Source organism: Micromonospora sp. NPDC048169 (genome assembly GCF_040652815.1).
Lineage (GTDB): Bacteria > Actinomycetota > Actinomycetes > Mycobacteriales > Micromonosporaceae > Micromonospora.
Genome location: NZ_JBEZMS010000051.1, coordinates 1 through 26,280, shown reverse-complemented (window position 1 = coordinate 26,280; position 26,280 = coordinate 1). Strand labels below are relative to the sequence as shown.

General features: G+C 75.5%; 20 protein-coding genes and 3 pseudogenes. 15 read left to right on the top strand and 8 right to left on the bottom strand.

Features of this window, described 5'->3' with window-relative positions:
• The first annotated feature begins 106 nt into the window (after nt 1-106).
• The gene (gene lon, locus AB0D28_RS27400; RefSeq protein WP_357390385.1) at nt 107-2,443 is read left to right on the top strand and encodes an endopeptidase La; all 2,337 of its coding nucleotides are present in this window, start codon (nt 107-109) and stop codon (nt 2,441-2,443) included.
• 67 nt (nt 2,444-2,510) lie between these two features.
• On the opposite strand, the gene AB0D28_RS27395 is transcribed toward lon, so the two are convergent.
• Both AB0D28_RS27395 and AB0D28_RS27390 read right to left on the bottom strand, forming a co-directional pair.
• Nucleotides 2,511-4,268: a DEAD/DEAH box helicase gene (locus tag AB0D28_RS27395; protein ID WP_357390383.1), complete on the bottom strand. Its 1,758-nt coding sequence runs from the start codon at nt 4,266-4,268 to the stop codon at nt 2,511-2,513.
• Nucleotides 4,269-4,385: 117 nt separating this feature from the next.
• The gene (locus AB0D28_RS27390; RefSeq protein WP_357390381.1) at nt 4,386-5,213 is read right to left on the bottom strand and encodes a DUF6010 family protein; all 828 of its coding nucleotides are present in this window, start codon (nt 5,211-5,213) and stop codon (nt 4,386-4,388) included.
• Nucleotides 5,214-5,345: 132 nt separating this feature from the next.
• Between AB0D28_RS27390 and AB0D28_RS27385 the strand changes: the two genes are divergently transcribed.
• The 4 genes from AB0D28_RS27385 to AB0D28_RS27370 are packed head-to-tail and all read left to right on the top strand — an operon-like array spanning nt 5,346 to nt 8,162.
• On the top strand, nt 5,346-6,491 hold the full coding sequence (locus tag AB0D28_RS27385; RefSeq protein WP_357390379.1) for a histidine kinase: 1,146 nt from the start codon (nt 5,346-5,348) through the stop codon (nt 6,489-6,491).
• Entirely contained in the window at nt 6,488-7,093 is a 606-nt protein-coding gene (locus AB0D28_RS27380) for a response regulator transcription factor (RefSeq protein ID WP_357390377.1), read from the top strand. Before AB0D28_RS27385 ends, AB0D28_RS27380 begins: the two co-directional genes overlap by 4 nt.
• Nucleotides 7,094-7,137: 44 nt before the next feature.
• Nucleotides 7,138-7,671 (top strand): 2'-5' RNA ligase family protein, encoded by a 534-nt coding sequence (locus AB0D28_RS27375; protein ID WP_357390375.1) that lies wholly within the window; start codon nt 7,138-7,140, stop codon nt 7,669-7,671.
• Between the two features lie 5 nt (nt 7,672-7,676).
• The gene (locus tag AB0D28_RS27370; RefSeq protein WP_357390373.1) at nt 7,677-8,162 is read left to right on the top strand and encodes a hypothetical protein; all 486 of its coding nucleotides are present in this window, start codon (nt 7,677-7,679) and stop codon (nt 8,160-8,162) included.
• Here the strand turns inward: AB0D28_RS27370 and AB0D28_RS27365 are convergent.
• Entirely contained in the window at nt 8,141-10,336 is a 2,196-nt protein-coding gene (locus AB0D28_RS27365) for a family 43 glycosylhydrolase (protein ID WP_357390371.1), read from the bottom strand. The two genes, AB0D28_RS27370 and AB0D28_RS27365, sit on opposite strands and share 22 nt — an antisense overlap.
• Before the next feature lie 125 nt (nt 10,337-10,461).
• Between AB0D28_RS27365 and AB0D28_RS27360 the strand changes: the two genes are divergently transcribed.
• From AB0D28_RS27360 to AB0D28_RS27340, 5 genes are all read left to right on the top strand, one after another.
• The gene (locus AB0D28_RS27360; RefSeq protein ID WP_357390368.1) at nt 10,462-11,205 is read left to right on the top strand and encodes a winged helix-turn-helix domain-containing protein; all 744 of its coding nucleotides are present in this window, start codon (nt 10,462-10,464) and stop codon (nt 11,203-11,205) included.
• A 68-nt stretch (nt 11,206-11,273) separates the two neighbouring features.
• On the top strand, nt 11,274-12,221 hold the full coding sequence (locus tag AB0D28_RS27355) for a cytochrome P450 (RefSeq protein ID WP_357390366.1): 948 nt from the start codon (nt 11,274-11,276) through the stop codon (nt 12,219-12,221).
• The gene (locus tag AB0D28_RS27350) at nt 12,218-13,012 is read left to right on the top strand and encodes an isocitrate lyase/phosphoenolpyruvate mutase family protein (RefSeq protein WP_357390364.1); all 795 of its coding nucleotides are present in this window, start codon (nt 12,218-12,220) and stop codon (nt 13,010-13,012) included. Before AB0D28_RS27355 ends, AB0D28_RS27350 begins: the two co-directional genes overlap by 4 nt.
• Before the next feature lie 103 nt (nt 13,013-13,115).
• The gene (locus tag AB0D28_RS27345) at nt 13,116-14,075 is read left to right on the top strand and encodes a hypothetical protein (protein WP_357390362.1); all 960 of its coding nucleotides are present in this window, start codon (nt 13,116-13,118) and stop codon (nt 14,073-14,075) included.
• A 3-nt stretch (nt 14,076-14,078) separates the two neighbouring features.
• On the top strand, nt 14,079-15,689 hold the full coding sequence (locus AB0D28_RS27340) for an asparagine synthase-related protein (protein ID WP_357390360.1): 1,611 nt from the start codon (nt 14,079-14,081) through the stop codon (nt 15,687-15,689).
• Between the two features lie 45 nt (nt 15,690-15,734).
• Here the strand turns inward: AB0D28_RS27340 and AB0D28_RS27335 are convergent, their stop codons facing one another.
• Nucleotides 15,735-16,610, bottom strand: a complete 876-nt coding sequence (locus AB0D28_RS27335; RefSeq protein WP_357390358.1) for a transglutaminase domain-containing protein — start codon at nt 16,608-16,610, stop codon at nt 15,735-15,737.
• Nucleotides 16,611-16,761: 151 nt separating this feature from the next.
• Between AB0D28_RS27335 and AB0D28_RS27330 the strand changes: the two genes are divergently transcribed.
• Complete coding sequence (locus AB0D28_RS27330) at nt 16,762-17,754, top strand: carcinine hydrolase/isopenicillin-N N-acyltransferase family protein (RefSeq protein ID WP_357390356.1); 993 nt, start codon at nt 16,762-16,764, stop codon at nt 17,752-17,754.
• 4 nt (nt 17,755-17,758) lie between these two features.
• Here the strand turns inward: AB0D28_RS27330 and AB0D28_RS27325 are convergent, their stop codons facing one another.
• The gene (locus AB0D28_RS27325; protein WP_357390354.1) at nt 17,759-19,126 is read right to left on the bottom strand and encodes a CoA transferase; all 1,368 of its coding nucleotides are present in this window, start codon (nt 19,124-19,126) and stop codon (nt 17,759-17,761) included.
• Nucleotides 19,127-19,241: 115 nt separating this feature from the next.
• Entirely contained in the window at nt 19,242-20,693 is a 1,452-nt protein-coding gene (locus tag AB0D28_RS27320) for a hypothetical protein (protein ID WP_357390352.1), read from the bottom strand.
• A gap of 138 nt (nt 20,694-20,831) precedes the next feature.
• Here AB0D28_RS27320 and AB0D28_RS27315 point away from each other — a divergent pair, with 138 nt between their 5' ends.
• The 4 genes and pseudogenes from AB0D28_RS27315 (at nt 20,832) to AB0D28_RS27300 (ending at nt 25,620) form a co-directional block, all read left to right on the top strand.
• The gene (locus tag AB0D28_RS27315; protein ID WP_357390350.1) at nt 20,832-21,527 is read left to right on the top strand and encodes a DUF305 domain-containing protein; all 696 of its coding nucleotides are present in this window, start codon (nt 20,832-20,834) and stop codon (nt 21,525-21,527) included.
• A 40-nt stretch (nt 21,528-21,567) separates the two neighbouring features.
• Nucleotides 21,568-22,428: pseudogene (locus AB0D28_RS27310) on the top strand (histidine kinase dimerization/phosphoacceptor domain-containing protein); the annotation flags it as partial.
• Nucleotides 22,429-22,459: 31 nt separating this feature from the next.
• Nucleotides 22,460-23,134 (top strand): annotated as a pseudogene (locus AB0D28_RS27305) (ABC transporter ATP-binding protein); the annotation flags it as partial.
• 5 nt (nt 23,135-23,139) lie between these two features.
• Nucleotides 23,140-25,620 carry an FtsX-like permease family protein gene (locus AB0D28_RS27300; protein WP_357390403.1) on the top strand — a complete coding sequence of 827 codons (2,481 nt, stop codon included), beginning with the start codon at nt 23,140-23,142 and terminating at the stop codon, nt 25,618-25,620.
• A 67-nt stretch (nt 25,621-25,687) separates the two neighbouring features.
• Here the strand turns inward: AB0D28_RS27300 and AB0D28_RS27295 are convergent, their stop codons facing one another.
• Both AB0D28_RS27295 and AB0D28_RS27290 read right to left on the bottom strand, forming a co-directional pair.
• The gene (locus AB0D28_RS27295) at nt 25,688-26,158 is read right to left on the bottom strand and encodes a hypothetical protein (protein WP_357390405.1); all 471 of its coding nucleotides are present in this window, start codon (nt 26,156-26,158) and stop codon (nt 25,688-25,690) included.
• 25 nt (nt 26,159-26,183) lie between these two features.
• A pseudogene (locus AB0D28_RS27290) lies at nt 26,184-26,280 on the bottom strand (aldo/keto reductase); the annotation flags it as partial.

The following is a 26,280-nucleotide window of genomic DNA, read 5'->3' as shown; positions in this document are numbered from 1 at the left end:
CCCGCGGGTGCGACCCTCGGGCGTGGTCTGGGTCACAACCCGGAACAAGGGACACGTTTTGTTACTTGAGCCAAACACGCTCAACCAACGTGATGGCAGGTGTTCGATGGCAACTCTTCCGGTACTTCCGCTGACCGACGCCGTCCTGCTGCCCGGGATGGTCATCCCGGTGACCCTCGACCCGACCACCCAGGCCGCCGTCGACGCGGCCCGCGCCACCGGCGACAAGGAACTCCTGGCCGTACCCCGCATCGACGGCGAGTACGGCTCCGTCGGCGTGGTCGCGACGATCGAGAAGGTGGGCCGGCTGCCCAGCGGCGAACCCGCAGCGGTCATCCGCGGCCTCGCCCGCGCCCGCATCGGCTCCGGCGTACCCGGCCCCGGCGCCGCGCTCTGGGTCGAGGCGACCGCACTCGACGAACCCGCCCCGGCGGGCCGCGCCCGGGAACTCGCCCGCGAGTACCGCGCGCTCATGACGTCGGTGCTCCAGCAGCGCGGCGCCTGGCAGGTGATCGACGCGATGGAGCGGATGACCGACCTGTCCGAGCTGGCCGACTCGGCCGGCTACGCGCCCTGGCTCAGCCTGACGCAGAAGACCGAACTGCTCGCCGCCCCGGACGTCACCGCCCGGCTGGAACTACTCGTCGGCTGGGTGCGGGAACACCTGGCCGAGCAGGAGGTCACCGAGCAGATCAACAGCGACGTCCGCGAGGGGCTGGAGAAGTCCCAGCGCGAGTTCCTGCTCCGCCAGCAGCTCGCCGCTATTCGCAAGGAACTCGGCGAGGACGAGCCGGACGGCTCCGCCGACTACCGATCCCGGGTGGAGGCCGCCGACCTGCCGGAGAAGGTACGCGAGGCGGCGCTGCGCGAGGTCGGCAAGCTGGAGCGGGCCAGCGACGCCTCACCCGAGGCGGGCTGGATCCGAACCTGGCTGGACACCGTCCTGGAGATGCCGTGGAACACGCGTACCCAGGACAACACGGACCTGGCCGCGGCGCGGGCCGTGCTCGACGCCGACCACGCCGGCCTGGCCGACGTGAAGGACCGCATCCTGGAGTACCTCGCGGTGCGCAACCGGCGCGCGGAGCGCAACCTCGGCGTGGTCGGCGGACGCGGCTCCGGCGCGGTGCTGGCCCTGGCCGGCCCGCCCGGTGTCGGCAAGACCAGCCTCGGTGAGTCGGTCGCCCGGGCGCTGGGCCGCACCTTCGTCCGCGTGTCCCTCGGCGGGGTCCGGGACGAGGCGGAGATCCGCGGTCACCGGCGCACCTACGTCGGCGCGCTGCCGGGCCGGATCGTCCGGGCGCTGCGCGAGGCGGGCTCGATGAACCCGGTCGTGCTGCTCGACGAGGTCGACAAGCTGGCCGCCGGCTACGCCGGCGACCCGGCGGCGGCCCTGCTGGAGGTGCTCGACCCGGCGCAGAACCACACGTTCCGGGACCACTACCTGGAGGTCGACCTCGACCTGTCCGACGTGCTGTTCCTGGCCACCGCCAACGTGGTCGAGGCGATCCCCGGCCCGCTGCTGGACCGGATGGAGCTGGTCGCGCTGGACGGCTACACCGAGGACGAGAAGGTCGCCATCGCCCGCGACCACCTGCTGCCCCGGCAGCGGGAACGGGCCGGGCTGACCGCCGAGGAGGTCACAGTCGCCGACGACGCGCTGGCGCTGATCGCGGGCGAGTACACCCGGGAGGCGGGCGTCCGGCAGCTCGAACGGGCCCTCGCGAAGATCCTGCGCAAGGTGGCCGTCGCGCTCGCCGACGACCCCGCGCCGGTGCGCGTGGACGCCGGGAACCTGGCCCGCTACCTGGGCCGGCCGAAGTTCACCCCGGAGTCGGCCGAACGCACCGCCGTGCCCGGCGTGGCGACCGGCCTGGCCGTCACCGGCGCCGGTGGCGACGTGCTGTTCATCGAGGCCACCACCATGGAGGGCGAGCCCGGGCTCACGCTCACCGGCCAGCTCGGCGACGTGATGAAGGAGTCCGCGCACATCGCGTGGTCGTACCTGAGGTCGAACGGCCGGCGCTACGGCCTGGACCCGAACGCGCTGGCCGGGCGGCGGATCCACCTGCACGTCCCGGCGGGCGCGGTGCCCAAGGACGGCCCGAGCGCCGGTATCACCATGGTGACCGCGCTGGCCTCACTGGTGACCGGCCGGCCGGTGCGGCCCGAGTTCGGGATGACCGGCGAGGTGACGCTCTCCGGCCGGGTGCTGCCGATCGGCGGGGTCAAGCAGAAGCTGCTCGCCGCGCACCGGGCCGGTCTCACCGAGGTGATCATCCCGAAGCGCAACGAGCCGGACCTGGACGACCTGCCGGCGCAGGTGCGGGAGGCGCTGACCGTGCACACGCTGTCCGACGTGGCGGACGTGCTCGCGCTGGCGCTGCGCCCGGCCGAGATCGGCACGGAGCCGGTGGACGGACCGGCGCTCGCCGCCGCCTGAGGCACCACCACCGCCCCGGCCACCGAACGGCGGCCGGGGCGGCGCCGTGCCGCCGGCCGGGGCGCGCTCAGTGGCGGTCGCGCCGCTCGTAGCCCCGGTCGCGGCGCTCGCCCGGGCCGTCGCCGTCCCGGTCCCGGCGTACGGTCGCCTTGCGGCCCTTGATGGTGGTGCCGCGCAGCCCGGCGATGATCTCGTCAGCCACCCCCTGCGGCACCTCGACCAGGGAGAACCGGTCGGCGATCTCGATCGAGCCGATGTCCCGGCCACTGATCCGGGTCTCCCCGGTGATCGCGCCGACCAGGTCCTGCGGCCGTACCCCGGCCCGCCGGCCCAGCCCGATGAAGACCTGCGTGGTGCCACCGGTACGCGGGCGGCCCGGACCCCGGCGCTCGCCCCGCCCACCGGCCTCCGGCCGGCCCTCGCGCGGGCCCCGGACCGGAACCTGCGGGATCTCCTCCTCGTCGTCCGAGCCCGGCGAGGTCGCCTCGTGCGCCAGCTTCACCGCCGCCAGCGCCACCTCGACCAGGTCGAACTCGTCGGTCAGCGACTCCACGATCGCCCGGTACGGGTCGAGGTCGTCCTCCAGCAGGCTCTCCCGCAGCGCGGCCTGGGTCAGCTCCAGCCGCCGCGTACGCATGTCCGCCACCGTCGGGATCTTGTCGATGGTGATGCGCTGCCCGGTGACCCGCTCGATGGTCTTGAGCATCCGGTGCTCACGCGGCTCGGCGAGCGTGATCGCCACACCCTCCCGTCCGGCCCGGCCCACCCGGCCGATCCGGTGCACGTACGACTCCGGCGCCGACGGCACGTCGTAGTTGACCACGTGCGTGAGCTGCTCGACGTCCAGCCCGCGGGCGGCCACGTCGGTGGCGACCAGCAGGTCCGCCGTGCCGGAGCGCAGCCGGCCCATCACCCGGTCCCGCTGCTCCTGGCTCATCCCGCCGTGCAGCGCCTCGGCCCGGTAGCCCCGGCCGTTCATCGTCTCGGTGAGCCGGTCCACCTCCTCGCGGCTGCGGCAGAACACGATCGCCGCGGTGGGCGACTCGACGTCCAGCACCCGGCCCAGCGCGGCCGGCTTGTGCCCCCGGGCCACGATGTACGCGCTCTGCCGTACCCGGGGCGCCTCCCCGGCGACCTGCCGCTCCCGCTCGATCCGGATGCGGACCGGATCGGTCAGGTGCTTGCGGGCCAGCCCGTCGATGCGGGCCGGCATGGTGGCCGAGAACAGCACGGTCTGCCGGCCGGCCGGGGCGTGCTCCAGGATCGCCTCGATGTCCTCGGCGAAACCCATGTCGAGCATCTCGTCGGCCTCGTCCAGCACCACCGTGGCCAGCGCGCCCAGCCGCAGCGTGCCCCGGGCGATGTGGTCCAGTGCCCGGCCCGGCGTCGCGACCACCACGTCCACCCCGTGGTCCAGCGCGCGCAACTGCCGCCCGATCGGCTGCCCGCCGTAGATCGGCAGCACCCGGGCGCCCAGGTCCTTGCCGTAGCGGTGGAACGCCTCGGAGACCTGCACGGCCAGCTCCCGGGTCGGCACCAGCACCAGCGACACCGGGTCGCCCTCGGCCCGTCCCACAGGCATCCGCTGCAACAGCGGCAGCGCGAACGCGGCGGTCTTGCCCGTACCGGTGGCCGCCTGGCCCAGCAGATCCTGACCGGCCAGCAACGGGGGGATGGCCTCCCGCTGGATCGGCGTCGGTTCCTCGTAGCCGAGCGCGGACAGCGCGCCGAGCAACTCGGTGCGCAGCCCGAGATCGGCGAAGGCGAAGGTGTCCTCGGCGTCGGCGGTAACGGCGGGGTCGGTCGGGGTCGGTGCGGCGCTCATACGACAAGCTTTTCATCACCGCCGCGCGCCGGTCGCGGCGACCGGGCAAACGTTCGCCGCGCCACCCGGCCGCCGCCCGATCCCGGTGACCCGGCGTGACCCCGTGCCCCCGCCGGGTCACCGGGACAGGGCGGCCAGCAGCGTGGTGAGGCCCACCCCGACGTCGATCACCGCGCACCACAGCGCGTACCCGCGCGGCACCACCGTGCCGGTGCGGTGGTGCCAGGCGTCCCAGGCCGCGTGGACGAGCCAGCCCACCCCGACGATCGCTCCGGCGAGGCCGGCGGACGCGACTGTGGCCACGACCGCCAGGCCACCCCACACGCCCGCGCCGGCGAGCTGCGCCACCAGCGCGCGCCGGTCTCCCCACTGCCGCCGCCCGGTGCCGATCAGCAGGTAGCCGGCCGGCAGGACCAGCAGCGTCCACGGCGCGAAGACGGTGGGCGCGAACCACATGTCCACCGTCAGGAGCAGCGCCAGCCCGGCCGGCCACCCGCGCGCCACGGCCGCCGTGACCGGATCGCGGCGCGGCGGCGCGGCGGGCGTGTGCCGGTGCCGCAGCGCCACCAGCAGCATCGCCGGCACCATCAGCAGGTGGCCGCCGAGCAGCAGCGTGTCGTCCCCGGCCCACCCGGCCCACCAGGGCGGGAGCAGCAGCAGGAACGGCACGTACATGGCGGCCGACATCTCCGCGGTGGCGGCCCGGCCGTCCCCCCGGTACCACATCCACGCGGCCATGCCCGCCGCCATGTTCGTCGCCATGACCAGCGCGCCCACGTCCGGCCGCGCCAGCACCGCCGCGCCGCCCAGCAGGTCCGCGCCCACCCGCCACAACGGCCCGAGCAGCACCATCCCGGCCACCATCGCCACCACCATCCCGGCCAGGTGCCGGGTCCGCGCCCACCCGGCCCACCGCCGGGGTACGACCACAGTCATCTCCGTCATGCCTCGACCCTGCCGCCGCCCGGCGCACCGGAGAAGGCACGTCCGTCATCGGGAAACCGTGCGGACCGCACGGTCCGGCCGTGACATCTCCCCCGGGTGGGCGGGCCGGTGCGCGCCCTAGGATCGGCGGGCATGAGCGTCGATCCGGCGGACCACCGGCTGCGCCGGGCCCGGCGGGTCACGCTGCTGTCGCTGGCCACCAACGCGTGGACCACGGTGTTGCTGCCCGCCGTCGGCCTGGCCCGCGAACCCGACCCGGTACGCGTCGCGCTCGGCGTGGCCGGGCTGCTCGGGTTCACCGCCGCCCAGATCGCGGTGCTGCACGCCGCCGTCACGCCGTGGCTGCCCGTACCGGCCCGTCGCCGCCGGCACGCCGCGCTCACCGTGGCGGCGCTGCTCAGCCTGCCGCTGCTCGGCCCGGTCGCGGCCGGAACCTGGCCCACCTGGGCGTGGCTGGGGGCGTCCCTGGTCGGCATGACGCCGCTGCTGTTCCGGCCCGCGGTCGCGGCGGCGGCCGTGGCCGGTGTGCTCGCGCTCTCCGCCGCCGTCACCTGGGCGGCGGGTGGGTCGGTGCTCACGGCGCTGCTGGTCACCGGCGTGGTGGGCGCCGGGATCGCCGCGCTCACCTGGGTCCAGGTCTGGTTCTGGGACCTGCTCGTCGAGGCCCGGCAGGGGCAGGCCGCCCAGGCGCGGCTCGCCGTCGCCGAGGAACGGCTGCGCTTCGCCCGGGACGTACACGATCTGCTCGGCCACGACCTCACAGTGATCGCGCTCAAGGCCGAGCTGGCGGAGCGGCTGGCGCCGCGCGACGCCGCCCGGGCCGCCCGGGAGGCGGCGGAGGCGCGGCGGCTCGCCGCGACGGCGCTGACCCGGGTACGCGCGGCGGTGCACGGCTACCGCGCCGTCGACCTGGCCGAGCAGGCCGCGGCGGTGGGGGAGGTGCTGCGCTCCAGTGGCGTACGCACGACAGTGGTGCCGCCGGACGGTGCGGTGCCCGCGCCGGTCGCCGCCGACCTGGCGGCCGTGCTCCGCGAAGCCGGGACCAACGTGCTGCGGCACAGCCGGGCCGGCTGGTGCCGGATCGAGATCATCCGGGAGGACGGCGTGGTGACACTCACCGTACGCAACGACGGCGTCCGTGCCGACGACGGCCCGGACCGGCTCAGCGGCGGCCTGCGGGGGCTGGCCGACCGGCTCGCCCCGGCCGGCGGCCGGGTCCGGGCCGAGGCCGCCGACGGCGTGTTCAGCCTGGTGGCGACAGTGCCGGTGACGCCGTGATCCGGGTGCTGCTGGCCGACGACGAGGAGCTGATCCGGCTCGCCCTGGCCGCGCTGCTCGACCTGGAACCGGACATCGAGGTGGTCGCGCACGCCCGCGACGGGCGCGCCGCCCTGGACGCCGCGCTGGCCCACCGTCCGGACGTCGCCGTGCTCGACCTGGAGATGCCGCCGCCCGGCGGTGTGGAGGTCGCCGCCGAGCTGACCCGGGCGCTGCCCGGCTGCGCGCCAGTGATCCTCACCGGACACGGCCGCCCCGCTCAGCTCCGCCCGGCGCTCGCCGCCGGGGTACGCGGGTTCCTCGCCAAGGGCGCCCCCGGCGGCGCGCTGGCCGACGTGATCCGCCGGGTGCACGCCGGTGCCCGCTACGTCGACCCCGCGCTCGCGGCCGACGCGCTCACCCTGCCCGAGTGCCCGCTGACGCCGCGTGAGCTGGAGACGCTCCGGCTGGCCGAGCTGGGCACCCCGGTCGCGGTGATCGCCCGGCGGACCCACCTGGCCGCCGGCACTGTCCGCAACCACCTGAGCGCCTGCGTGCAGAAGCTCGGCGCGGCCGACCGGGCCGAGGCGGTACGGCGGGCGCGCGAGGCCGGCTGGCTCTGACGTACGGGGCGTCGCGCGCGGTCGCCGGCGACTAGCCTGATCACGTGCGGACGGTCGAACTGCTCTGCTCTCCCCAACTGGAAGCGGCGGTTCGCGCTGCCTGGGACCGGCTCGCCGCCGCCGGGCTGCCCAGCCTGGCCCGCAACACGCACCAGACGAACCGGCCGCACCTGACGCTCGCCTCGGTCGAGGAGTTCCCGCCCGGCGCCGAGCAGCGCCTGGCCGACCTGTGCGACGCGGCGCTGCCGCTGCCGGTGCGGCTGGGCCGGGTGACGGTGCTCGACGGCAGCGCGCCGCTGGTGTGGCTGGTCCGGCCGACGCCGCAGCTCGTCGCGTTGCACGGCGCGGTCTGGGACGTGCTCGCCGAGGCGCCCGGCGGGCACTCGTGGCACCGTCCCGGCCGGTGGGTGCCGCACCTGAGCCTGGCGCTGCGGTTCGGCGCGGCGGATCGGCGCCGCGCCCGGGCGGTCGCCGGGGCCCACCCGCCGGCCGGTGCGTTCGTGGCGGCGCGCAGCTACGACGGCGACACCCGTACGGTCGGCGAGCTGACCACCGCCGCCCCCCGTTCCGGCGGCTGAACGTGGTGACGGACCTGACGCTGGTGCCGGAGGACGACTGGTCCCGGCCGGCCCGGTTGAAGGTTCTGATCCACGTCGAGCAGCGGTTGGTCGCTGTGGTTTTCGCTCGTGACGCCGCTGCCTCCACCCGGTTGTGGGTGTGCGTGGCGCCGGAGGATCTGGCCGCCGGAGGTGGCTGGCTCGGCTGCTGGAGCATTGACACCCGGAAGGCGGTGACGGCGGAGTCACTCGGGCGGATGCTCGAAGAACTCGGGACGGAAGTGAGGCGTGCGGGGCGTGCGGGCCCGCTCGGCGCGTTTCTCGATGATCACATTTTCATCGAGGGGTGGGATGCGTGGGGAGGCGGCATTCCCGCACCGATAGCCGAGGTGGTGCCTGCCGAAGTGCTGGCGGGTGCGGTGGGCTGCCGGTCGAGCGATGACCTCGTAGCGAGGCTGTTCGGTGGTGAACGGCGAACCGTCGAGCCTGATCAGCTGTGGAAGCGCAGGTAGTCGAACTCCGCCGTCACCGCCGGTGTCGCGCCGCCGTGCGCCACCAGCCCGATCCGGGGCGTCGTGTCCGCCGGGAACGTCCACACCGCGCCCCACGTCCAGTGCTTCCCGTCGCGGCTGGACCCGGCCCGGAACTCGTGCTCGCCGTTGACCGGGTCGACCCGGTGGGCCAGCCGCAGCCAGGTGGTGGCGCCGGGGGTGCCGACGATGCTGCCGCCGTACACGGGTCGGCCGGCGAAGGGCAGCTCGTAGCCGTACTCGACCTGCCGGGTGTTCCAGATCGCCACCTGGGTCAGCCGGGCGAACCGGTCGTCGTCGACGTACGCGATGAGCCCGGCCTGCTGGTAGTTGCGCACACTGTCCTCGCCCAGGTCGAGCGTCACCTTGGTCTCGGCGACGTAGTTTCCGGCCGGCGCGTCGCGCAGCAGTACCGCTGCGGTGTTGCCGGTGCCGGACAGGTCGGCGTCGCGCACCGGCCAGCGCAGCGCGCCGCCGGAGACGGTGGCGGCCGGGTCCTGGCGTACCCACCGCCAGGCCGGGTCGAGGCCGCCGGTGAACTCGTCGGAGTAGCCGCGCAGCACCGGGCCGACCCGGGGGTCGCCGACGGTGTGCCGCGCCGGTCGGTACAGCCGGGCGGCGCTGACGTTGTCGAACTCGGCCGGCCCGCCCTCGGCGCGCACGGACAGCTCACCGGCGCCGGGGCGGGGGAGCCGCGCGGTCACCCGGGCGACCGGGTCACCGAGGCGGGACGGGCTGAGCGTGGCGACGAGCTGCCGCCCGCGTACCTCGATGGCGAGATTGTGCCGGTCGCGCAGGTCGAGGCCGGCGGGCAGCGCGGTGGACGCGGCGCCCGCGCTCAGCCGGCCGCGCCCGACGCGGACGTCCACGCCGCGCAGCCGCAGCCCGGCGGTGGCCGCGCCGGTCAGCCGCAGGTCGGTCTCCACCCGCAGGTCACCGCCGATGCGGGTACGCCAGGTGAGCGTGCCGCTGCCGGTCAGCACCCCGCCGGTGGCCTGCCAGCGGCCGCGCTCGGCCCGCCAGCCACGCAGGTCTCCGGTGGCGAACCGGGCGTCGACCGGCCCGGTGGTGACCGGCGCGGGCCGGGCGGTGTCGGAGGGACCGGCGCCCGCGTTCACAGTGGGCCATCCGTCGACCCAGTCGAGGCGGTCCAGCAGCATCGGCCGCTCGTTGACGCCGAACGGCTCGTCCAGGTACGGGTCGGCGCGGTCGATCGCGTGGTAGGCGATCCAGTCCTGCCCGGACAGGTCGGTGAGGACCGCGTTGTGCCCGGTGCCGATCCAGCGGTTGCCGTTCTGGGTGAGCACGGGCGTGCCGCCGGCCCGGGACACGTCGAGGCGCTGCCCGTCCCGGTCGGCGAACGGGCCGCGCGGGTCACGGGACCGGCCGACCTGGACGGAGTAGCCGGTGGCCGGGCCGGCGCAGCAGTTCGCGGTGGACGCGAACAGGTAGTACCAGCCGTCGCGGCGCAGCACGTACGCGCCCTCGAACTTGTTGTCGATCGCGACCGGTGTCGGCGTGCCGACCGCGCGCAGCCCGTCCGGCGACAGCTCGGTGACCGAGACGCCGCCGTAGTAGCTGCCGTAGTAGAGCCAGTGCCGGCCGTCGGCGCCGGTGAGCTGGCTCGGGTCGATCGTCCACAGGTAACCGCCGCCCGCGCCGGGTCGCGGCGCGACCACTGGCGTGTCGGCGAAGGTCCACGGTCCCGCCGGGCTCGGCGCGGTGGCCACGCCGACGGCGGTGTCGAACGTGTCGTCGGAGACGCCTGTGTCGGTGACAGTCACGTACATGACCCAGCGGCCGGCCACCCGCCGCACGTCCGGCGCCCAGAACGCGGCACCGGGCGCGGCGTAGGCGGGCCGCTGGTCCGGGGCGAACGCGTCGCCCACGAAGGACCAGTCGACCAGGTCGGCCGAACGCGCGATCGGCACCCGGTGCGCCCGGCCTTCGCCCTCGCGCAGCGGGTCGGAGGTGCCGAAGGCGTACCAGAGCCCGTCGTCGCCGCGCACCACGACCGGGTCGGCGAAGGTGTCGGCGAACCCGGCGGAGACCGGGTTGCGGTAGCGGCCGGGCTCGGCGGCGGACGCGGGGGCCGCGCCGGCGAGCAGGAGCGTGAGTACGGCGGCGAGCGCGCCACCGCGGCGGAGGTGTCCCATCGGGCCTGCCCTCGGGGATAGACGGAGGTGCCGGTGCCACCGTTTCTACAACGTTGGAGAGACTGCTGTAAAGAACCCCGGACCGTTCGGCGCGGCCCGAACCGTGCCCGTGTCAGCATGGGCCGATGACCACCGGTGCCGACGGACGCGGACTCGCCGGGTTCGCCGCGCTGCTCGCCGACCCCACCCGGGCCGGCTTCTGCCTCGCCCTGCTCGACGGCCGGGCCTGGACCGCCGGGGAACTGGCCCGCGCCGCCGGGGTCGCCGCGTCCACCGCGAGCGACCACCTCACCCGGCTGGTCGCCGGCGGCCTGCTGGTCGAGCAGCGGCAGGGCCGCCACCGGTACGTCCGCCTCGCCGACCCGGCCGTCGCGCAGCTCGTCGAGGACCTGGCCGCGCGGGCGCCCGCACCGGCGACCCCGCCCCGCACGTTGCGCGCCGCGTCGGCCGGGATCGCCCTGGCGTACGCCCGCACCTGCTACGACCACCTGGCCGGGCGGCTCGGCGTGCTGCTGCACGACGCCCTGCTCGCCCGTGGCGTGCTCGACCGCTCCGGCGGGCTGGCGCTCACCGGCGCGGGAGTGGCCTGGTTGGCCGGCCTCGGCGTACCTGTCGAACCGCTGCGCGCGACCCGGCGTCCGCTGGTCCGCGACTGCCTGGACTGGACCGAACGGCGCCCGCACCTGGCCGGCGCGGTCGGCGCGGCGCTGTGCGGGCGTTTCCTCGACCTCGGCTGGACCGCGCGCGGCACCGGCCGGGCGGTACGCCTCACCCCGGCCGGGCGGGAAGCGCTGGCCGAGGCGCTCGGGCTCGACCCGGCGCTGCTGGCCCCGCCCGCCACCCGCGACACCGGCCCGGCCCGCGCCTGACCCGGCCCGGCGGAGCCCGCACGGATCGTTCGGCCCGGACCGAACCGTTCCCGCCCTACGGTCGGGCGATGGACCTACCGACGATCACCCCTCCCGCGGGCACCCCGCCCTGCGGACCCCCGAGCCTCGGCGACGACGGCTGGGTGGTCACCCGGCACGCCGACGTCAGCGCCACCCTGACCGACAGCCGCTGCGTGGTGCCGCCGGTCGCGGACGGACCGGTGGGCACCCTCGCCTGGCTGCGCGCCTCGGTGAGCCGGTTCAGCCCGCCGGGCCGGCACGCCGCGCGACGAGCCGTCGGGGTGGCGGCACTCGATGCCCTCGACCCAGGGGACCTGCGCCTCGCCGCCGCGCGGCTGACCGAGCGGACCCTCGACCTGCCGGGCGGGGAGGACGTGACCCCGGCTCGGCGCGTACCCCTGCTGGTGCTGGCCGCGCGGCTCGGCCTGGCCGACCCGGCGGCGGCCGTCCCGGAGGTCGGGGCGGTGGCCGCCGCCTACCATCCGGGCGCGGACGAGGCGGCGGTGCGGCGGGCGGACCGGGCGGTCGCGGCGCTGCTGGCCCTGTCGCCACCGGCGCGGGCCGAGGTGACGGCGAACCGGCTCGGGCTGCTGGTGCAGGCCGCCGACGCCACCGCCGGGCTGATCGACGCCGCCGTACGGCACGGACTCGCCGCGCCGGACGGGCTCGCCACGACCACGCTGCTCGCCGAGGTGCTGCGGCTGGACCCACCGGTACGGCTCACCCGCCGGGTCGCCGCCGACGCGCTGAGCCTGGGCGGCCGGGCGGTGCGGGCGGGCGACCGGCTGCTGCTGCGGTTCGACTCCGCGAACCGCGACCCGGCCGCCTTCGGTGAGCCGGACCGGTTCCGGGCCGACCCGCCGGGCGCGGTGCTGACCTTCGGCGCCGGTCCGCGCGGCTGCCCGGGGGAGCGGCACGCGCTCGCCCTGGCGACCGGCGTGGTCGACGTGCTGCGCCGTGCCTCCGGCGCGCTGAGCGAGGGGAGCCGGCGATGACCGACAGGTACCGCGCGTTCCGGGAGCTGCACCGGCCCGGTGACCCGCTGCTGCTGCCGAACGCCTGGGACCACGCCTCCGCCGCGGCGCTCGCCGCCAGAGGGCATCAGGCGATCGGCACGACCAGCCTGGGCGTCGCGGCGGCGGCCGGCCGCCCGGACGCCCTCCGGGCCACCCGCGCCGAGACGCTGGAGCTGGCGTACCGGCTGCGGGGCCTGCCGGCGCTGCTGACTGTGGACGTCGAGGACGGCTTCCACGACGACCCGGCCGAGGTGGCGCGCTTCGTCGGCGAGTTGGCCGCCCTCGGCGTGGTCGGCGTGAACCTGGAGGACGGCCGCCCGGACGGGCACCTGGCCCCGGCGGAGCACGTGGCCGCCGTGATCGCGGCGGTCCGCGCCGCCGTGCCGGAGATGGTCGTCAACGCCCGCACCGAGGCCTGGTGGCTGGACGTGCCGTCACCGCTGGACGAGGCACTCCGGCGGGCGGCGGTGTTCCGGGCGGCCGGCGCGGACTGCCTGTTCGTACCGGGCGCACCCGACGACCTGGTCGGTGTGCTCGCCGCCGGGGCCGGGTTGCCGCTGAATGTGCTGTACCGGCCGGGCGGCCCGGACCTGGCCGCCCTCGGACGGCTCGGCGTGGCCCGGGTCAGCACCGGCTCGCTGCTGTTCCGGGCCGCCCTCGGCGCGGCGCTGCACCTGGCCGACGCGATCGGCGCCGGGCGCGACCCGCGCCTGCCCGCTCCGCCCGGGTACGAGGAGGTGCAGGCCTTGGCCCGGCCATTCGCCACCTGATCGGGCACCTTCGGGACAGATGCGAGGATTGCCACCCTCTCGCCTGATTACGGTGTGTGCAGGCCCAATCACGCCGTGTCCTGACCGAGAGGGGACGGAGACCATGCGAGTGCCCAGCCGCAGCCCAGGTCGCCAGCCCGGTCCCGCAGTCACACCCACCGCCCCCGCCCGGCGGGTGCCCGCCGCCGGGTGGCACGGCGGCGCCGCGCCGGACCTGGCCGCGTACCGGGCGGCGGTCGCGGACCTCCTGGTCGAGGTGGGCGCCCTCGCCGACGGGCCGTCGGCCACCGCCCGTCAGGTGCTGCTCGACCAGCGGCTGCGCGAACCGGCCATCGCCGCCGTCCTCGACGCCACCCCGCAGGGCCTGATCGGCGCCCGGGAGACGCTGCTGCTGGAGATGGCCCGCTACCAGCCCAACGCGCGCAGCTCCGCGCAGGACCTCACCGCGCTGGTGCGGATCTACCTGCTCTCCCGCGTGGACGTGCTCTGGTGGCGGGACAGCCCGACGTTCCTCACCGACGACCAGGTGCGCACCAGCACCGAACTGGTCGACCTGGAGTGGCTGCGCCGCCGCGGCCTGCTCGAATTCCGCTACCAGGAGCAGCCCGCCACAGTGGTGGGACGCGGACTGCGGGCCCTCCGGCGGCGGCTGCGCCCGGACGCCACACCGCGTACCGCCGGGCTGCTGTTCCGCCGGGCCCGCCGCGAGATGATCGCGTTCCTCAACGACCTGGCCCGGGAGTTCACCGCCATCGCGCCCGACGGCACGCCACCGCTCTGGGTGACCAGCCTGGCCCGCAGCGCCGAACACCAGTACCGGCTGCGCCGCCTCGGGTACGCGGCGATGGTGCCCAGCGGCCACTGCCTCGGCTGGGCCGCCGACGTCGAACTGGAGTGGTACGACCGCTTCGGCGCCCGCCCCGCGCTCGCCGGGCTGCTGCTGGCCCGCCAGGACGCGGGCGAGGTGAACGTGGTCGACGAGGGCCAGGCGTGGCACGTCTGCCTCGCCCCGGCCGCCCGCCGCCGGTACCGGCGCGCGTACGAGGCCGAGATGGGGGTGTGACAGGTGTGCGGCATCGCGCTGAGCATCGGCCCCGACGCCGACCCGGCCACCTTCCGGCGGATGCTCGCCGCGCTCGCGCCGCGCGGTGAGGTCACCGAGACCCGGCAGGAGAACGGCCTGCTCGCCGGCGTACGACGGCTGAAGATCGTGGACCGGGACCGGTCCGTCCAGCCGTGGATGTCACCCGACGAGCGGCACCTGCTCTGCTTCAACGGCGAGATCTTCAACCACCACGAGCTGCGCGCCGAGCTGACCCGGCTCGGCCACGGGTTCCGCACCTGTGGCGACACCGAGGTGGTGCTCGCCGCGTTCCGCCAGTGGGGCGGGAACGCGGTACGCCGGCTGCGCGGCGAGTACGCGTTCGTGATCGTCGAGCGGGACAGCGGCCGGGCGTACCTGGCCCGCGACCCGCTCGGCGTCAAGCCGCTGTACTGGTCCCGCCTGCCCGGGTGCCTGCACCTCGCCTCCGAGGTCAAGGCGCTGGTCGGGCACGGGGCGCCGATCGGCGAGGTGGCGCCCGGCCACCACGGCTGGGTCGAGCCCGGCCGCCCGGTCCGGCTGGGCCCGCACGTCGACCTGCTCACCCTCGGCGACGGCCTGCCGGTGATCGACGACCCGGAGGAGGCGGCCCTGCTGGTCCGCGTCGCGCTCACCGACGCGATGCGCGCCCGGCTGGACACCGACCTCACCGTCGGCGTGGTGCTCTCCGGCGGCCTGGACAGCTCGCTGGCACTGCTGCACGCCCGGGAACTGCACCCGGATTGCGTGGCCGTCACCATCGGTGTGCCGGAGAGCCCGGACGTCGCGTACGCCCGGCGGCTCGCCGCCGACCTCGGCGTACCGCACGAGGTGATCGAGCTGCGCCCGCGCGACATCCGGCTCGCCGACGTCCGCGAGGCGATCCGGATCTCCGAGCTGACCGAGTACGGCGACATCATCAACGCGGTCGTCTCGGTGCCGATCTTCCGGCGGCTGCGCGAGATGGGCGTCCGGGTGGTGCTCACCGGCGACGGCTCGGACGAGCTGTTCGGCGGCTACCCGATGTACCACCGGGTCGGACCGGAGCGGTCCCGGCGGCTGTTCCTGCACAAGATCCGCAACCTCTGCCGGACCGAGCTGCAACGGGTGGACCGGGCCAGCATGGCGCACGGCGTGGAGGCGCGGGTCCCGTTCCTCGACCTCAGCGTCGTCGAGCTGGCCATGCGGCTGCCGCTGGACGTGAAACTGCGCGACGGGCAGGAGAAGTGGATCGTCCGGCGGGCCTTCGCGGACCTGCTGCCCTCCTACGTCCGGCAGCGGCCGAAGAACCCGATGTCGTACTCGTCCGGGCTGCACGAACGCGCCCGCCTCTACAAGCCGCTGTTCGCCCGGCTGCACCGCTCGTTCGGCTACGACCTGCTGGAACCGGTCCGCCGGGACTTCGACAGCGTGCTCACCCGCTGTGGCAACGACCTCGACCGGGCCATCGCCGAGGGCATCGCCCGGCCCGACTACACGGTGCTGGAACACGCCCGCGACCTGGTCGGCGCGGCCCGCTGGAACGCCGCCCCGATGGTCCGCCGGCTGGTCAACCCGCGCCGCACCCGAGGCGACGAGGCGCCGCTGCCCGGGTGAGCCGGCTCGTCGCCGGGCCGTCCGGCCGGTGCGCGGCGTGCCGGATCAGCGTCGCAGGTCCACGTCGGCGGCGACCCCGGAGACCGGGTCGAGGCAGTGGACCGTACGGCCCGGACGCAACCGGGCGTCCGAGGCGTACCGGCGGGTCAGCTCCCGCTCGGCGGCGGCGTCGCCGCGGTCGGCGGCCACCAGCAGCGCGGCGAGCTCGTCGACCAGCGTGAGGTCGGCGCCGGTCAGGTCCTCGGTCATGGCCCCGAACTCGTCCCAGAGCAGCACCTCGTCCTTGTGCCGGTGGGCCAGCTCCAGCAGCACGTAGTCGTGGACGAGCCAGTCGCCCCGGATCGGCAGCGACGGGTCGACGCCGTAGGTGTCCGGGTCGATCCGGCCCGCCCGGTACGCCAGCCACACCCGGGCCGCCGACTCGAAGTGCCCCGCCTCCGGGTCGATGTCGTAGCCGTCGAACCCCCGGTCGCCGGCCGGGTCCAGCTCCGGGTCGGACCAGACCCAGCGCGCACCGTCCCACCACTCCGCCAGCACGTGGTCGTAGTGCCAGTCCGGGGAGAAGTAGCTAGCGAACCCGACCCGGCTGCGGGCCGGGATCCCGTGCCGGCGCAGCGCCGCGACGGTGAACAGCGTGTGGTCCCGGCAGCAGCCGGCGACCCGCTCGGCGGCCGGGCGCGCGGCGGTCAGCGGCAGCGGGAACCGGGACTGGTCGGTGTCGAGGATGCGGTCCAGCCAGCGCAGGTTGACCTCGGCCCGGCGGACGTCCGGCAGCTCCACGCCACCGGCGCGGTAGTGGATGATCACGTTGCGGGCGGTCGCCGCGACGGTCGGCAGGTCGGCGGGCACGGCGTCGAGCAGCGCCGCGTGGTGGCGGGGATCGCTGTACGGGGAGTGGGTCCGGTAGTCGTCGACGTCCATCCGGCCATTGTCGGCGCGGAACGCGGCAGGCGGGATCCCGCTCGGCGCGCAATTTCACGCCGGACCCGACGGCGGCGACCCGAGGCGGCGGTCGCGGAGCTGACCGGGTCCCCGATGGACATCCGTGCGTGCCTCTTCTAGCGTCGCTGCCATGCGGAGGACCCTCATCGCCGGCGGGCTCGCGCTGCTCCTGCTCGCCACGGCCTGCGGGGAGGACAGCCCGCCCGGCCCGCCGGCCACGGCCGGCTCGCCGACCGCCTCACGGCAGGACCCGGGGCAGGTCGAGCGGACCCTGGCCAGCCTCCGCAAGATCGACGATCTGCCGATGTACGAGATGACGTACGACGGCGACTACGACCCCACCGCCGGGCTGGCCGGGTCGACGCCGCCGAGCCCGTTCGGCTGCTCGCTGTTCGCCGCGCTCGCCGACCGGGAGCGCCCGCTGTTCGCCCGCAACTTCGACTGGGAGCCGAACCCCGCGCTGGTGCTGCGCACCGACCCGCCGGACGGGTACGCCTCGATCTCCCTCGTCGACATCTCCTACCTGGGTGTCTCCGCCGACCCGACGGGGGACCGGCGGCTGCTGGACGCGCCGCTGCTGCCGTTCGACGGCATGAACGAGCGGGGTCTCGCGGTGGGGCTGGCCGCCGACGACGGGGCACGCGCCGAGCCGGTGCCCGGACTCCCGAAGGTCGGCTCGGTGCGCATCCTGCGCCTGGTGCTCGACTCCGCTGCCACAGTGGACGAGGCGGTCGCCGTGTTCCGGCGCTACAACCTCGACTTCGACGGCGGGCCGCCGCTGCACTACCTGCTCGCCGACGCGACGGGCGCGTCGGCGGTGGTGGAGTTCGTCGACGGGAAGATGACGGTGGACCGGCGACAGGGCCCGTGGCAGGCGCTCACCAACGTGCCCGCCGTCGGGGTGCCGGACCGGGAACTGCGTCAGGACCGCAGGTACGGGGTGCTGGCGAAGGAACTGGACCGCACCGGCGGGGTGGTCGACGCGGCCGGCGCGCTGCGGCTGCTGAACGCGGTACGCCAGTCGCACACCCGCTGGTCGGTGACGTACGGGTTGCGCAGCGGCGAGGTGCGGGTGCTGACTGCCGGTGGCGGCACCCGCGACTACCGGCTGCCGATGAGCTGACGGGTCAGCTCCAGACGGGTGGCGCCTGGCCGTAGGCGGGTGGCAGGTGCGGCCAGCTCAGTGGATGGCCGTCGAGCCGCCCCGGTGGACTGATCGCGGTCCAGCCGTTCCCGAGCGCCGTCCGGTAGGTGTCGGCCCGGCGCTCCGGGTCGTCGTCACCGCTCGACCGGGCCGGCCGGCTGCCCTGGTCGAGCAGCCACCGCGCGGTCCTGGCGAGGGACACCGAGACGTGGGTGGCCTCACCGGTGCGGGCGCGTCGCCCGAGCGCGGCCAGCGCACCGGCGGCGAGGAGGTAGCCGGTGGCGTGGTCGAGCAACTGGCAGGGCAGGGCACCCGGCCGGACGCCGTCGGTGCTCGTGGCCCAGCCGATGCCGGTGGCGATCTGCACCAGGCTGTCGAAACCGCGCCGGGTGCCCCACGCTCCGGTCGTACCCCACGCGGACAGCGTGACGACCACGGTGCCGGGGTGCCGGTCGGCGACCTGGTCCGGGTCCAGCCCGAGCCGGCGCAGCGCACCCGGCCGGTAGCCGGTCACGAGGACGTCGGCCTGGTCGAGCAGGCGGTGCAGCGCCGCGCGGCCGCTGTCCGTGCCGGCGTCCAGGAACGCGCTCGCCTTGCCGATCACGCCGTCGACGGCGTGCAGCGCCGGCTCCGGGCGACGCGGATCGTCGACCCGCAGCACCTCGGCGCCGAGCGCGCCGAGCATCCGCGTGCCCACGGGGCCCGCGATGACCCGGGTCAGGTCGAGCACCCTCACCCCGGACGCCGGCAGCGGGCCCGGACCGGCCGGCGCGAGCGGGCCACGGCGCAGCGGCGTCATGGTCACCAGCGGCGGCGTCTCCGGGGTGCTCTCCGCCTGCCACTGCTCGGGGGTGCGGGCCGCCACGGCGAGCCCGCCGGCGGCGTACACGACACGTTCGACCTCCCGCGCCGGGCGGCCGGCGATCACGCCGGCCAGCCGCGTCCGCACCTCGGCGTCCGGACCGTCGGGCACGCCGAGGGACGCCAGCAGGGCGCTCCGGTGCCACGGGTAGTTCGCGTGGGTGCGCACCCAGCCGTCCGCGGCCCGCCACAGCCGGGACAGGGGAGCGAAGCCGTCGATGCCCCGCCCGTCGGCGTCGCGTAGCCAGACCTCGCCGCGTACCGCCGCCGCCACGTGTTCGCTGTCGAGCGCGATGTCGGGCCGCCGGCCGGTGCGCGCGGCGGCCAGCTCGGCGGCGGCGGTGAGGCAGGCGGCCACGGACGCGGTGGCGCAGTCGGCGACCGCCAGCGGCGACGCCAGCACCGAGGGCCGCGGATCGCCGGTCGGCGTGGGCCCGGCGGCGCCCGCCAGCCCGAGGTCCGTCAGCACACCCTCCAGCAGAGTTCCCACCCGGACATCTTCGCCGACTCGGGGGCGTCCGAGTCGGCTCACGGCGGGTGCCGCTGGTCACGCGCCGGGCCCGGTGCCCCTTTCGGAGGCGCCGGGCCCGGCGACGGTCAGCGGGTCACCAGCTCAGGTAACCGGCCTGGGTCTGCACGTTCAGCTCGGGCACCAGCAGGAACTGCGCCAGCCAGGTACGCGGGTCACGCAGCTCCAGCACGTCCAGTCCCTTCTGGATGTCGCTGGAGTAGATGTGGCCGTTGTACCAGTAGGCCGACCAGGACCCGCCGGTACGCAGCTGCGTGGCGTCCAGCGGCCCGCGCTCCCAGTAGGCGATCTCGGTGGGCTTGCGGGAGTCGGTGAAGTCCCACACCGAGATGCCGCCCTGGTACCACGCCTGGACCATGATGTCGCGGCCGGGCACCGGGATCAGCGAGCCGTTGTGGGCCACGCAGTTCTCGGTGTCCGCGTTGGCCCGGGGGATCTTGTAGTAGCTGCGGAACTCCAGCTTGCGGGCGTCACCGCGGCCGGTGATGTCGTAGACGGCGTCCGCGCCCCGGTTCGGGCCGACCTCCTCGTTGCAGGTGGCCGCGCCGCCGCCGCCCAGCTCGTCGGTGAAGACGACCTTGGTGCCGGCGTTGTTGAACGTGGCGGAGTGCCAGAACGCGAAGTTCACCGCGTCGGTGACCCGCTCGATCACCCGGGGCGCCTCGCGGTCGGAGATGTCCAGCAGGATGCCGTCACCCATGCACGCACCGGCGGCCAGGTCCTTCGCCGGGTACGCGGTGATGTCGTGACAGCCGGTGGTGGCCGACGACTGGCCGGGGATGCCCGGGTATCCGCCGTCCGGGAACAGGTTCGGCGTGGCGATGACGGAGGCCGTGGTCGGGTCCTTCACCGGCACCTTGACGATGGAGATGGAGTCGTGCGGCGGCTGGCAGTCCGGGAACTCGGCCCGCGGGCTGTACGAGGAGACGTACAGGTAGGCGTTCCGCTTGTCCTTGCCGGGCACCAGCGTGTGGGTGTGCGAGCCGCACGCGGTCTCCACCGACTTGATGTAGCGCGGGTTGCGCTTGTCCCGGATGTCGAAGATCTTGATGCCCTCCCAGGACTCCTTCACCGACGCCGGCTGGCTGGTGCTGGCGCAGGAGTCGTCGCTGCGGGAGGAGTCGGTCGACAGGAACAGCAGGTTGCCGTGGACCGAGATGTCGTTCTGCGAGCCGGGGCAGAGCACCTGGGACACGATCGCCGGGCGGCTGGGGCGGGAGACGTCGTAGACGACGAACCCGTCGTAGTTGCCGACGAAGGCGTACCGGCCCTGGAAGGCGATGTCGGTGCCCAGTGCGGCAGTGGTGTCGAACGGCGCCTGCTTCGGCAGGTTCGCCACCTGACGCAGGTTGGGGCTGCTGGAGATCTCGTCGACACCGGGGACGGCGTCGTCCACGGTGGCCGGCGCGGCCTCGGCCCGGGGGACCTCCTGCGCGCTGCTCGGCGGTGCGGTGAAGACACCGGCGAGCAGCAGGCCGGCGGCGGCGAGGCTGACGGTCCGGACTCGGGACGTGCGGATGTTGATCATCGGCAACACCCTTCGAAAGGGGGTCATGATTCGCCACACCCTACCTATTTGAGACGGCCATCAATGTGATCCGGGTCACACTTGGGAACTTTCGTCTATGGATAGGATCGCTGTCACCTTGACCGGAGGAGCCGTCGTATGACCAGCCGGCAGGCGCGTGTGTGGGTGGGCGTCACAGCACTTGTGACCCTCGTGGTGGCCGGCGCGTTCGCGCTGGCCGGGCGCGAGGACACCCGTACCCCGGAGGCGGCCGCGACCACGGCGGTGGCCGCGCCGAGCGCGAGCGCCGCCGTGCCGGCGCCGCCGGTGGTGGTCCCCGGCCGGCCGGGGGAGCCCGCCGCGACCCGCCCCGCCGAGCAGGTCCGGGGCGCCACCACCCCGCGATGGAACAGCCTCGACGTCTGGTACGTCCGGATGATGATCCCGCACCACCAGCAGGCCCTGGAGATGGCGGCCCTCGCGCCCGAGCGCGCCGCCGACGCGCGGATCCGCGCCGTGGCGATGCGGATCCGTGCCGCACAGGGGCCGGAGGTCGGCCTGCTGCGCGCCTGGCTCAGCGAACGCGACCTGCCCGCCGACGTGCCCGGGCACGACCACGGCAGCATGCGCGGGATGCAGTCCGCCGAGGCGATGCGGCGGCTCGGCGACGCGCGCGGGGCGGCGTTCGACAGGCTGTTCGTGCGGATGATGTCCGACCACCACCGGGGCGCGATCGTCATGTCCACCGATCTGCTGAAGGTCGGTGTCGACCAGCCGATGCAGGAGTTCGCCACAGCGGTGGCCGTCGAGCAGTCCGCCGAGATCACCCGCATGCGGGCGCTGCTGACCCCCTGACCTGCGGGAGGGTGAGCGGGCGGCCCTAGGCTCCTGGGTCGTGAACCGCCTGATCCTCGGTCGTCCGCTGCGCGCTGTCGCGTTCGACGCGGCCGCGTGCGGGTTCGTCGTGTTCTTCGCGCTGTCCGGCTACCTCGCCGGGCACACCGGGATCCCGGCGACGGCGGTCGGCCTGGCGATGGCGGTGGCGCTGTTCCTCCGGCGTACCCACCCGTCGGCCGTGGGCGCCCTGGTGGCCGCGCTGGCGCTGGTCCAGGTGATCGCCGGCTGGGGTCCGCTCAGCTACGACATCGCCGTGCTGGTCGCCCTCTACAGCGTGGTCAAGTACGCCGGCCGGCTGCGTGACGGCATCGTCGCCGGGGTCGTCGCCGTGCTCGGCGGGGTGCTCGCCGCGCTCCAGTCGCCCGGCGTCGGACCCTGGTGGATGGGCGCGTTCTTCTACGCCCTGATCGTCGGCGCGGTCTTCCTGGCCGGACTGAACCTGCGCACCCGCCGGCTATACGTGCTCAGCCTGGAGGAACGCGCCGCCACGCTGGAGCGGGAACGGGAGGCGGAGGCGCGCGCCGCCGTCGCCGAGGAACGCACCCGCATCGCCCGCGAGCTGCACGACGTGGTCGCCCACAGCATGGCCGTGATGATCGTGCAGGCGGACGGGGTGCGGTTCACGCTGGACCGGGACCCGGCCACGGCCCGGGAGGCGGCCAAGGTGGTCGCGGACACCGGGCGGCAGGCGCTGGAGGAGATGCGGCGGCTGGTCGGCGTACTCCGGGAACCGGACCGCCCGGAGTCGCCGCCGGCGGCGGACGAGCCGGCCGCCGAGCCGGCGCACCGGCGACCCGCGCTGGTGGAACTGCCCGCGTTGCTCGACCGCTTCCGCGCCGCCGGGCTGCGGATCACCTGCGGCGGCGCCGGCCCGCCGCGGGCGATGCCACGTCGTCGCGCTCGACGGCGTCGACCTCGACCTGGCCGCCGCCCGGTTCACCGCCGTGATGGGCCCGTCCGGCTCCGGCAAGTCCACCCTGCTGCACTGCCTCGCCGGCCTGGACCGGCCGACCGCCGGTGCGGTCCACATCGGCAACGCCGACCTGACGCGCCTGGACGACCGGCGGCTCACCCGGCTGCGCCGGGACCGGATCGGTTTCGTCTTCCAGAAGTTCAACCTGCTGCCCACGCTCACCGCCGAGGAGAACATCGTCCTCCCGCCGGCCATCGCCGGCCACCGCCCGGACGCGGCGTGGCTGCGTCAGGTGGTGGCCGCGGTGGGCCTGACCGACCGCCTCGGGCACCGGCCGGCGGAGCTGTCCGGCGGGCAGCAGCAGCGCGTCGCGGTGGCCCGCGCGCTGATCACCCGGCCGTGGGTGATCTTCGCCGACGAGCCGACCGGCAACCTCGACTCGCGCTCCGGCGCGGAGGTGCTGCGGCTGCTGCGCGAGGCGGTGGACACGCTCGGCCAGACAGTCGTCATGGTCACCCACGACCCGGCCGCCGCCGCGTACGCCGACCGGGTGGTGTTCCTCGCCGACGGGCGGCTGGTCGACGAGCTGCGCGCGCCGGCGGTCGGCGAGATCCGGGACGCGCTCAGCCGGCTCGACCCGGTGGGGCGGTGAGCGGGATGCTGCGCCTGACCCTGCGCCAGGTCCGCGCCGACGGCCTGCGCCTGCTGCTGTCCTCGCTGGCGATCGTCCTCGGCGTCGCGTTCGTCGCCGGCACGCTGATGTTCACCGACGGCATGCGCGCCGGGGCGTACGAGCGGGCCGGTGAGTTCGACAGGCACACCGACCTGGCCGCGTACGCGGAGACCGGCCCGCTGCCCCCGGCGCTCGTGGACCGGGTCCGCGCGATCGACGGGGTGGCCGCCGCCGCGGGGGAGCTGACCGGCTCCGCCGGGGTGGTCGGCGCGAACGGCCGTCCGGTGCTCGGGTACGCGGTGCTCGCCGCGATCCCCACCGAGGCGGCCCTGCAGTCCTACGACGTGGTCGCCGGACGGCTGCCGCAACGCCCCGGCGAGGTGGTGCTGGACGACGAGACCGTCGCCGAGCAGCGCTTCACGCTCGGTGGCCCGGTGTCGATCGGCGGGCGCGACGGCGCGGCCCGCCCGTACACACTGGTCGGCGCCGTCGACGTGGCCGGCGGCTCCCGCGACGTCGGCGGCCCGTACATCGGGCTGACCGGCCCGGACGCGCTCACCGTCAGCGGCGAGAAGGGCTACGGCCGGATCATGGTGGCGGCGCGGCCCGGGGAGGACACGGCTGCGCTGGCCGACCGGGTCCGCGCCGTGGTGGGACCGGACGTGACGGTCCGGGACCGGGACGCCATCCTCGACGCGGCGGTCGACGACGCGGTACGCGACCTGCGGCAGTTCGGCATGCTGCTGGGCACGTTCGCGGCGGTCGCCGTGGTGGTGGCCGGCTTCGTGATCGCCAACACCTTCGCCATCGTGCTCGCCCAGCGCTCCCGGCGTACCGCGCTGCTGCGCCTGGTCGGCGCCACCCGGGGGCAGATCTACCGGGCCACGCTGTCCGAGGCGGCGGTGACCGGCCTGCTCGCCTCGGTGGCCGGGGTGCTGGCCGGCGCGGGGGTGGCCGGCGGCCTCGGCGTGCTGCTCGCCGGAAGCGGCCCGCCGCTGGGCAGCGGGCTCACCCTCACCCCGCGTACCCTGCTGCTCTCGCTGGCCCTGGGGACGCTGCTCACCGTGGCGTCGGCCGCGTTGCCGGCCTGGCAGGGCACCCGGGTCGCCCCGGTGGCCGCGCTCACCGACGCGGCGATCAACCCGGTCCGCCCGGCCGGGCGGATCCGGCTGGCGGTCGGTGCGCTGGTGCTCGCCGCCGGGGTGGCGGCGCTGGCCGGCGCCGGGGCCACCGGCCAGGTGGCGCTGGTCGCGGCCGGCGGGCTGCTGGCCTTCGGCGGCATCGTGGCGTTCGGCCCGGTGCTGGTGCCGGCCCTGGTACGGGTGCTCGGCGCGCCGTTCCGGGCGGCGTTCGGCGCCACCGGCGGGCTGGCCGTGTCAAACGCGGTACGCAACCCGCGCCGGGTCGCCGCCACCGCGACGGCGATGGTGATCGGCATCGGCCTGGTCTCGGCCTTCGTGGTCGGCGCGGCGAGCGTCAAGTCCGGCATCGAACGCGCGGTGGACGCCCGGATCGGCGTGGACTTCCTGGTCACCGGCATCGGTGGTGACCTGCCGGCCACGCTCGCCGGTGACCTGGCCGCCCGGCCGGAGCTGGGTGTGGTGCACGAGCAGCGCAGCCGGGTGGTCGACGACGTGCGGTTGCGCGCCGCGCATCCGGCGCTGGTCCGGCGGACGCTGTCGGCGGTGGACGCCGGTGACCCGGCGGACCTGGGACCGGGGTCGGTGCTGGTGCACCGTGAGCTGGCCGTCGCGCGGGGCTGGACGGCCGGCGCCACGATCACGCTCGCCGGCCGCCCGTTCCGGGTCGCCGCGGTGGTGGCCGACGAGGAGCCGGTCCTGGCCGGCAGCCCGGTCCCCGCCGGTCACCTGGTGGACGTGCTGGACGCCGACTTCACCGCCATGCTCCCCGCCGAGCGCGGCTACCTGGCCGAGGTGGACCCGGCCGCCGGGGTGAGCGCCGACGCGGCCCGGACCGCTGTCGAGTCGGTGCTGGCCCGCTACCCGACGGTGAACGTGATGGACCAGGCCGCGTACAAGAAGATGCTCACCGGCACCGTCGACCTGGTGCTCGGGTTCGTCACCGCGCTGCTCGGCCTCGCCGTGGTGATCTCGCTGGTGGGCGTCGCCAACACGCTCAGCCTGTCGGTGGTGGAACGGACCCGGGAGACCGCCGTGCTGCGCGCGGTCGGGCTGAGCCGGGCCGGGATGCGGGGGGTGCTCGCGGTCGAGGCGGTGCTCACCGCGCTCGTCGGCACGATGCTGGGCGTCGCGCTCGGCACCGGCGTGGCGGCCGGGGCGATGGCCGTGGTGGCCCGCATCGGCGGTGACTTCACGCTGGTGCTGCCGTGGGCGCGGATCGGGCTGATCGTCGCGGTGGCGGTGGTGGCCGCGCTGCTCGCCTCGGTCCTGCCGGCCCGCCGGGCGCTGTCCCGCCCGGTGGTGGCGTCGCTCGGCGCGGACTGAGCGCCGCCGCCCGGACACAGACGAGCCGGCTCCGCGGTGGGCGGGGCCGACTCGTCGCTGCCGTGCGTCAGGGCTGGGTGGCCGGCTGCCCGCCGGTGTCACCGCCGCCACCGGGACCGGTGCCCGGGTCGGCGGTGGTCGGGTCGGGCGCGGGCGGCGTGGTGGGCGCCGTCGTCGTCGGTGCGCTGGACGGCGTGCTGCTCGGCTCGCGGGTCGGTGCCGGCGCCTCCGTCACGCTCGGCTGGGCCGACGGGGTCGGCGAGGCGCTCGGCGTCACCGAGGGCGTGGCCGACGGCCGGCCACCCGGGCCGACCGGACGGTAGGTGTACTCGTCGCTCGCCGACGGCTCGTCGGCGACCGGCTCCGCGGCCGGGTCGCTCGGCGCGACGGCGGGCGCCGTCGAGTCGATCTTCGTGGCCGGCTCGGTGGTGTCGTTCGCGGCGGCCACCAGCGCGCCCAGCGCGCCCATCGCCACCAGCACCGCGCCCAGCGCACCGACGAGCGTGCCGCGCCGGCCCCGCCGCCGCGAGGTCGCCACCGCGGCGCCCGGGCGGACCGCCGGCTGTGTCCTCGACCGCCCGGACGATCCAGCGGCGCGAGTTGCCGCCCCGGTTGGGCCCCTCTCCCATCGGGAAGTGGACCTTCGTGGCGAGCACCACG

Coding starts and splice junctions, on each gene's coding strand:
- AB0D28_RS27345 (WP_357390362.1), top strand. CDS start 13,116: ATGCGAGTGCCCAGCCGCAGCCCAGGTCGCCAGCCCGGTCCCGCAGTC.
- AB0D28_RS27360 (WP_357390368.1), top strand. CDS start 10,462: ATGACCACCGGTGCCGACGGACGCGGACTCGCCGGGTTCGCCGCGCTG.
- AB0D28_RS27300 (WP_357390403.1), top strand. CDS start 23,140: ATGCTGCGCCTGACCCTGCGCCAGGTCCGCGCCGACGGCCTGCGCCTG.
- AB0D28_RS27395 (WP_357390383.1), bottom strand. CDS start 4,268: ATGAGCGCCGCACCGACCCCGACCGACCCCGCCGTTACCGCCGACGCC.
- AB0D28_RS27330 (WP_357390356.1), top strand. CDS start 16,762: ATGCGGAGGACCCTCATCGCCGGCGGGCTCGCGCTGCTCCTGCTCGCC.
- AB0D28_RS27320 (WP_357390352.1), bottom strand. CDS start 20,693: ATGATCAACATCCGCACGTCCCGAGTCCGGACCGTCAGCCTCGCCGCC.
- AB0D28_RS27355 (WP_357390366.1), top strand. CDS start 11,274: ATGGACCTACCGACGATCACCCCTCCCGCGGGCACCCCGCCCTGCGGA.
- lon (WP_357390385.1), top strand. CDS start 107: ATGGCAACTCTTCCGGTACTTCCGCTGACCGACGCCGTCCTGCTGCCC.
- AB0D28_RS27385 (WP_357390379.1), top strand. CDS start 5,346: ATGAGCGTCGATCCGGCGGACCACCGGCTGCGCCGGGCCCGGCGGGTC.
- AB0D28_RS27390 (WP_357390381.1), bottom strand. CDS start 5,213: ATGACGGAGATGACTGTGGTCGTACCCCGGCGGTGGGCCGGGTGGGCG.
- AB0D28_RS27350 (WP_357390364.1), top strand. CDS start 12,218: ATGACCGACAGGTACCGCGCGTTCCGGGAGCTGCACCGGCCCGGTGAC.
- AB0D28_RS27315 (WP_357390350.1), top strand. CDS start 20,832: ATGACCAGCCGGCAGGCGCGTGTGTGGGTGGGCGTCACAGCACTTGTG.
- AB0D28_RS27365 (WP_357390371.1), bottom strand. CDS start 10,336: ATGGGACACCTCCGCCGCGGTGGCGCGCTCGCCGCCGTACTCACGCTC.
- AB0D28_RS27335 (WP_357390358.1), bottom strand. CDS start 16,610: ATGGACGTCGACGACTACCGGACCCACTCCCCGTACAGCGATCCCCGC.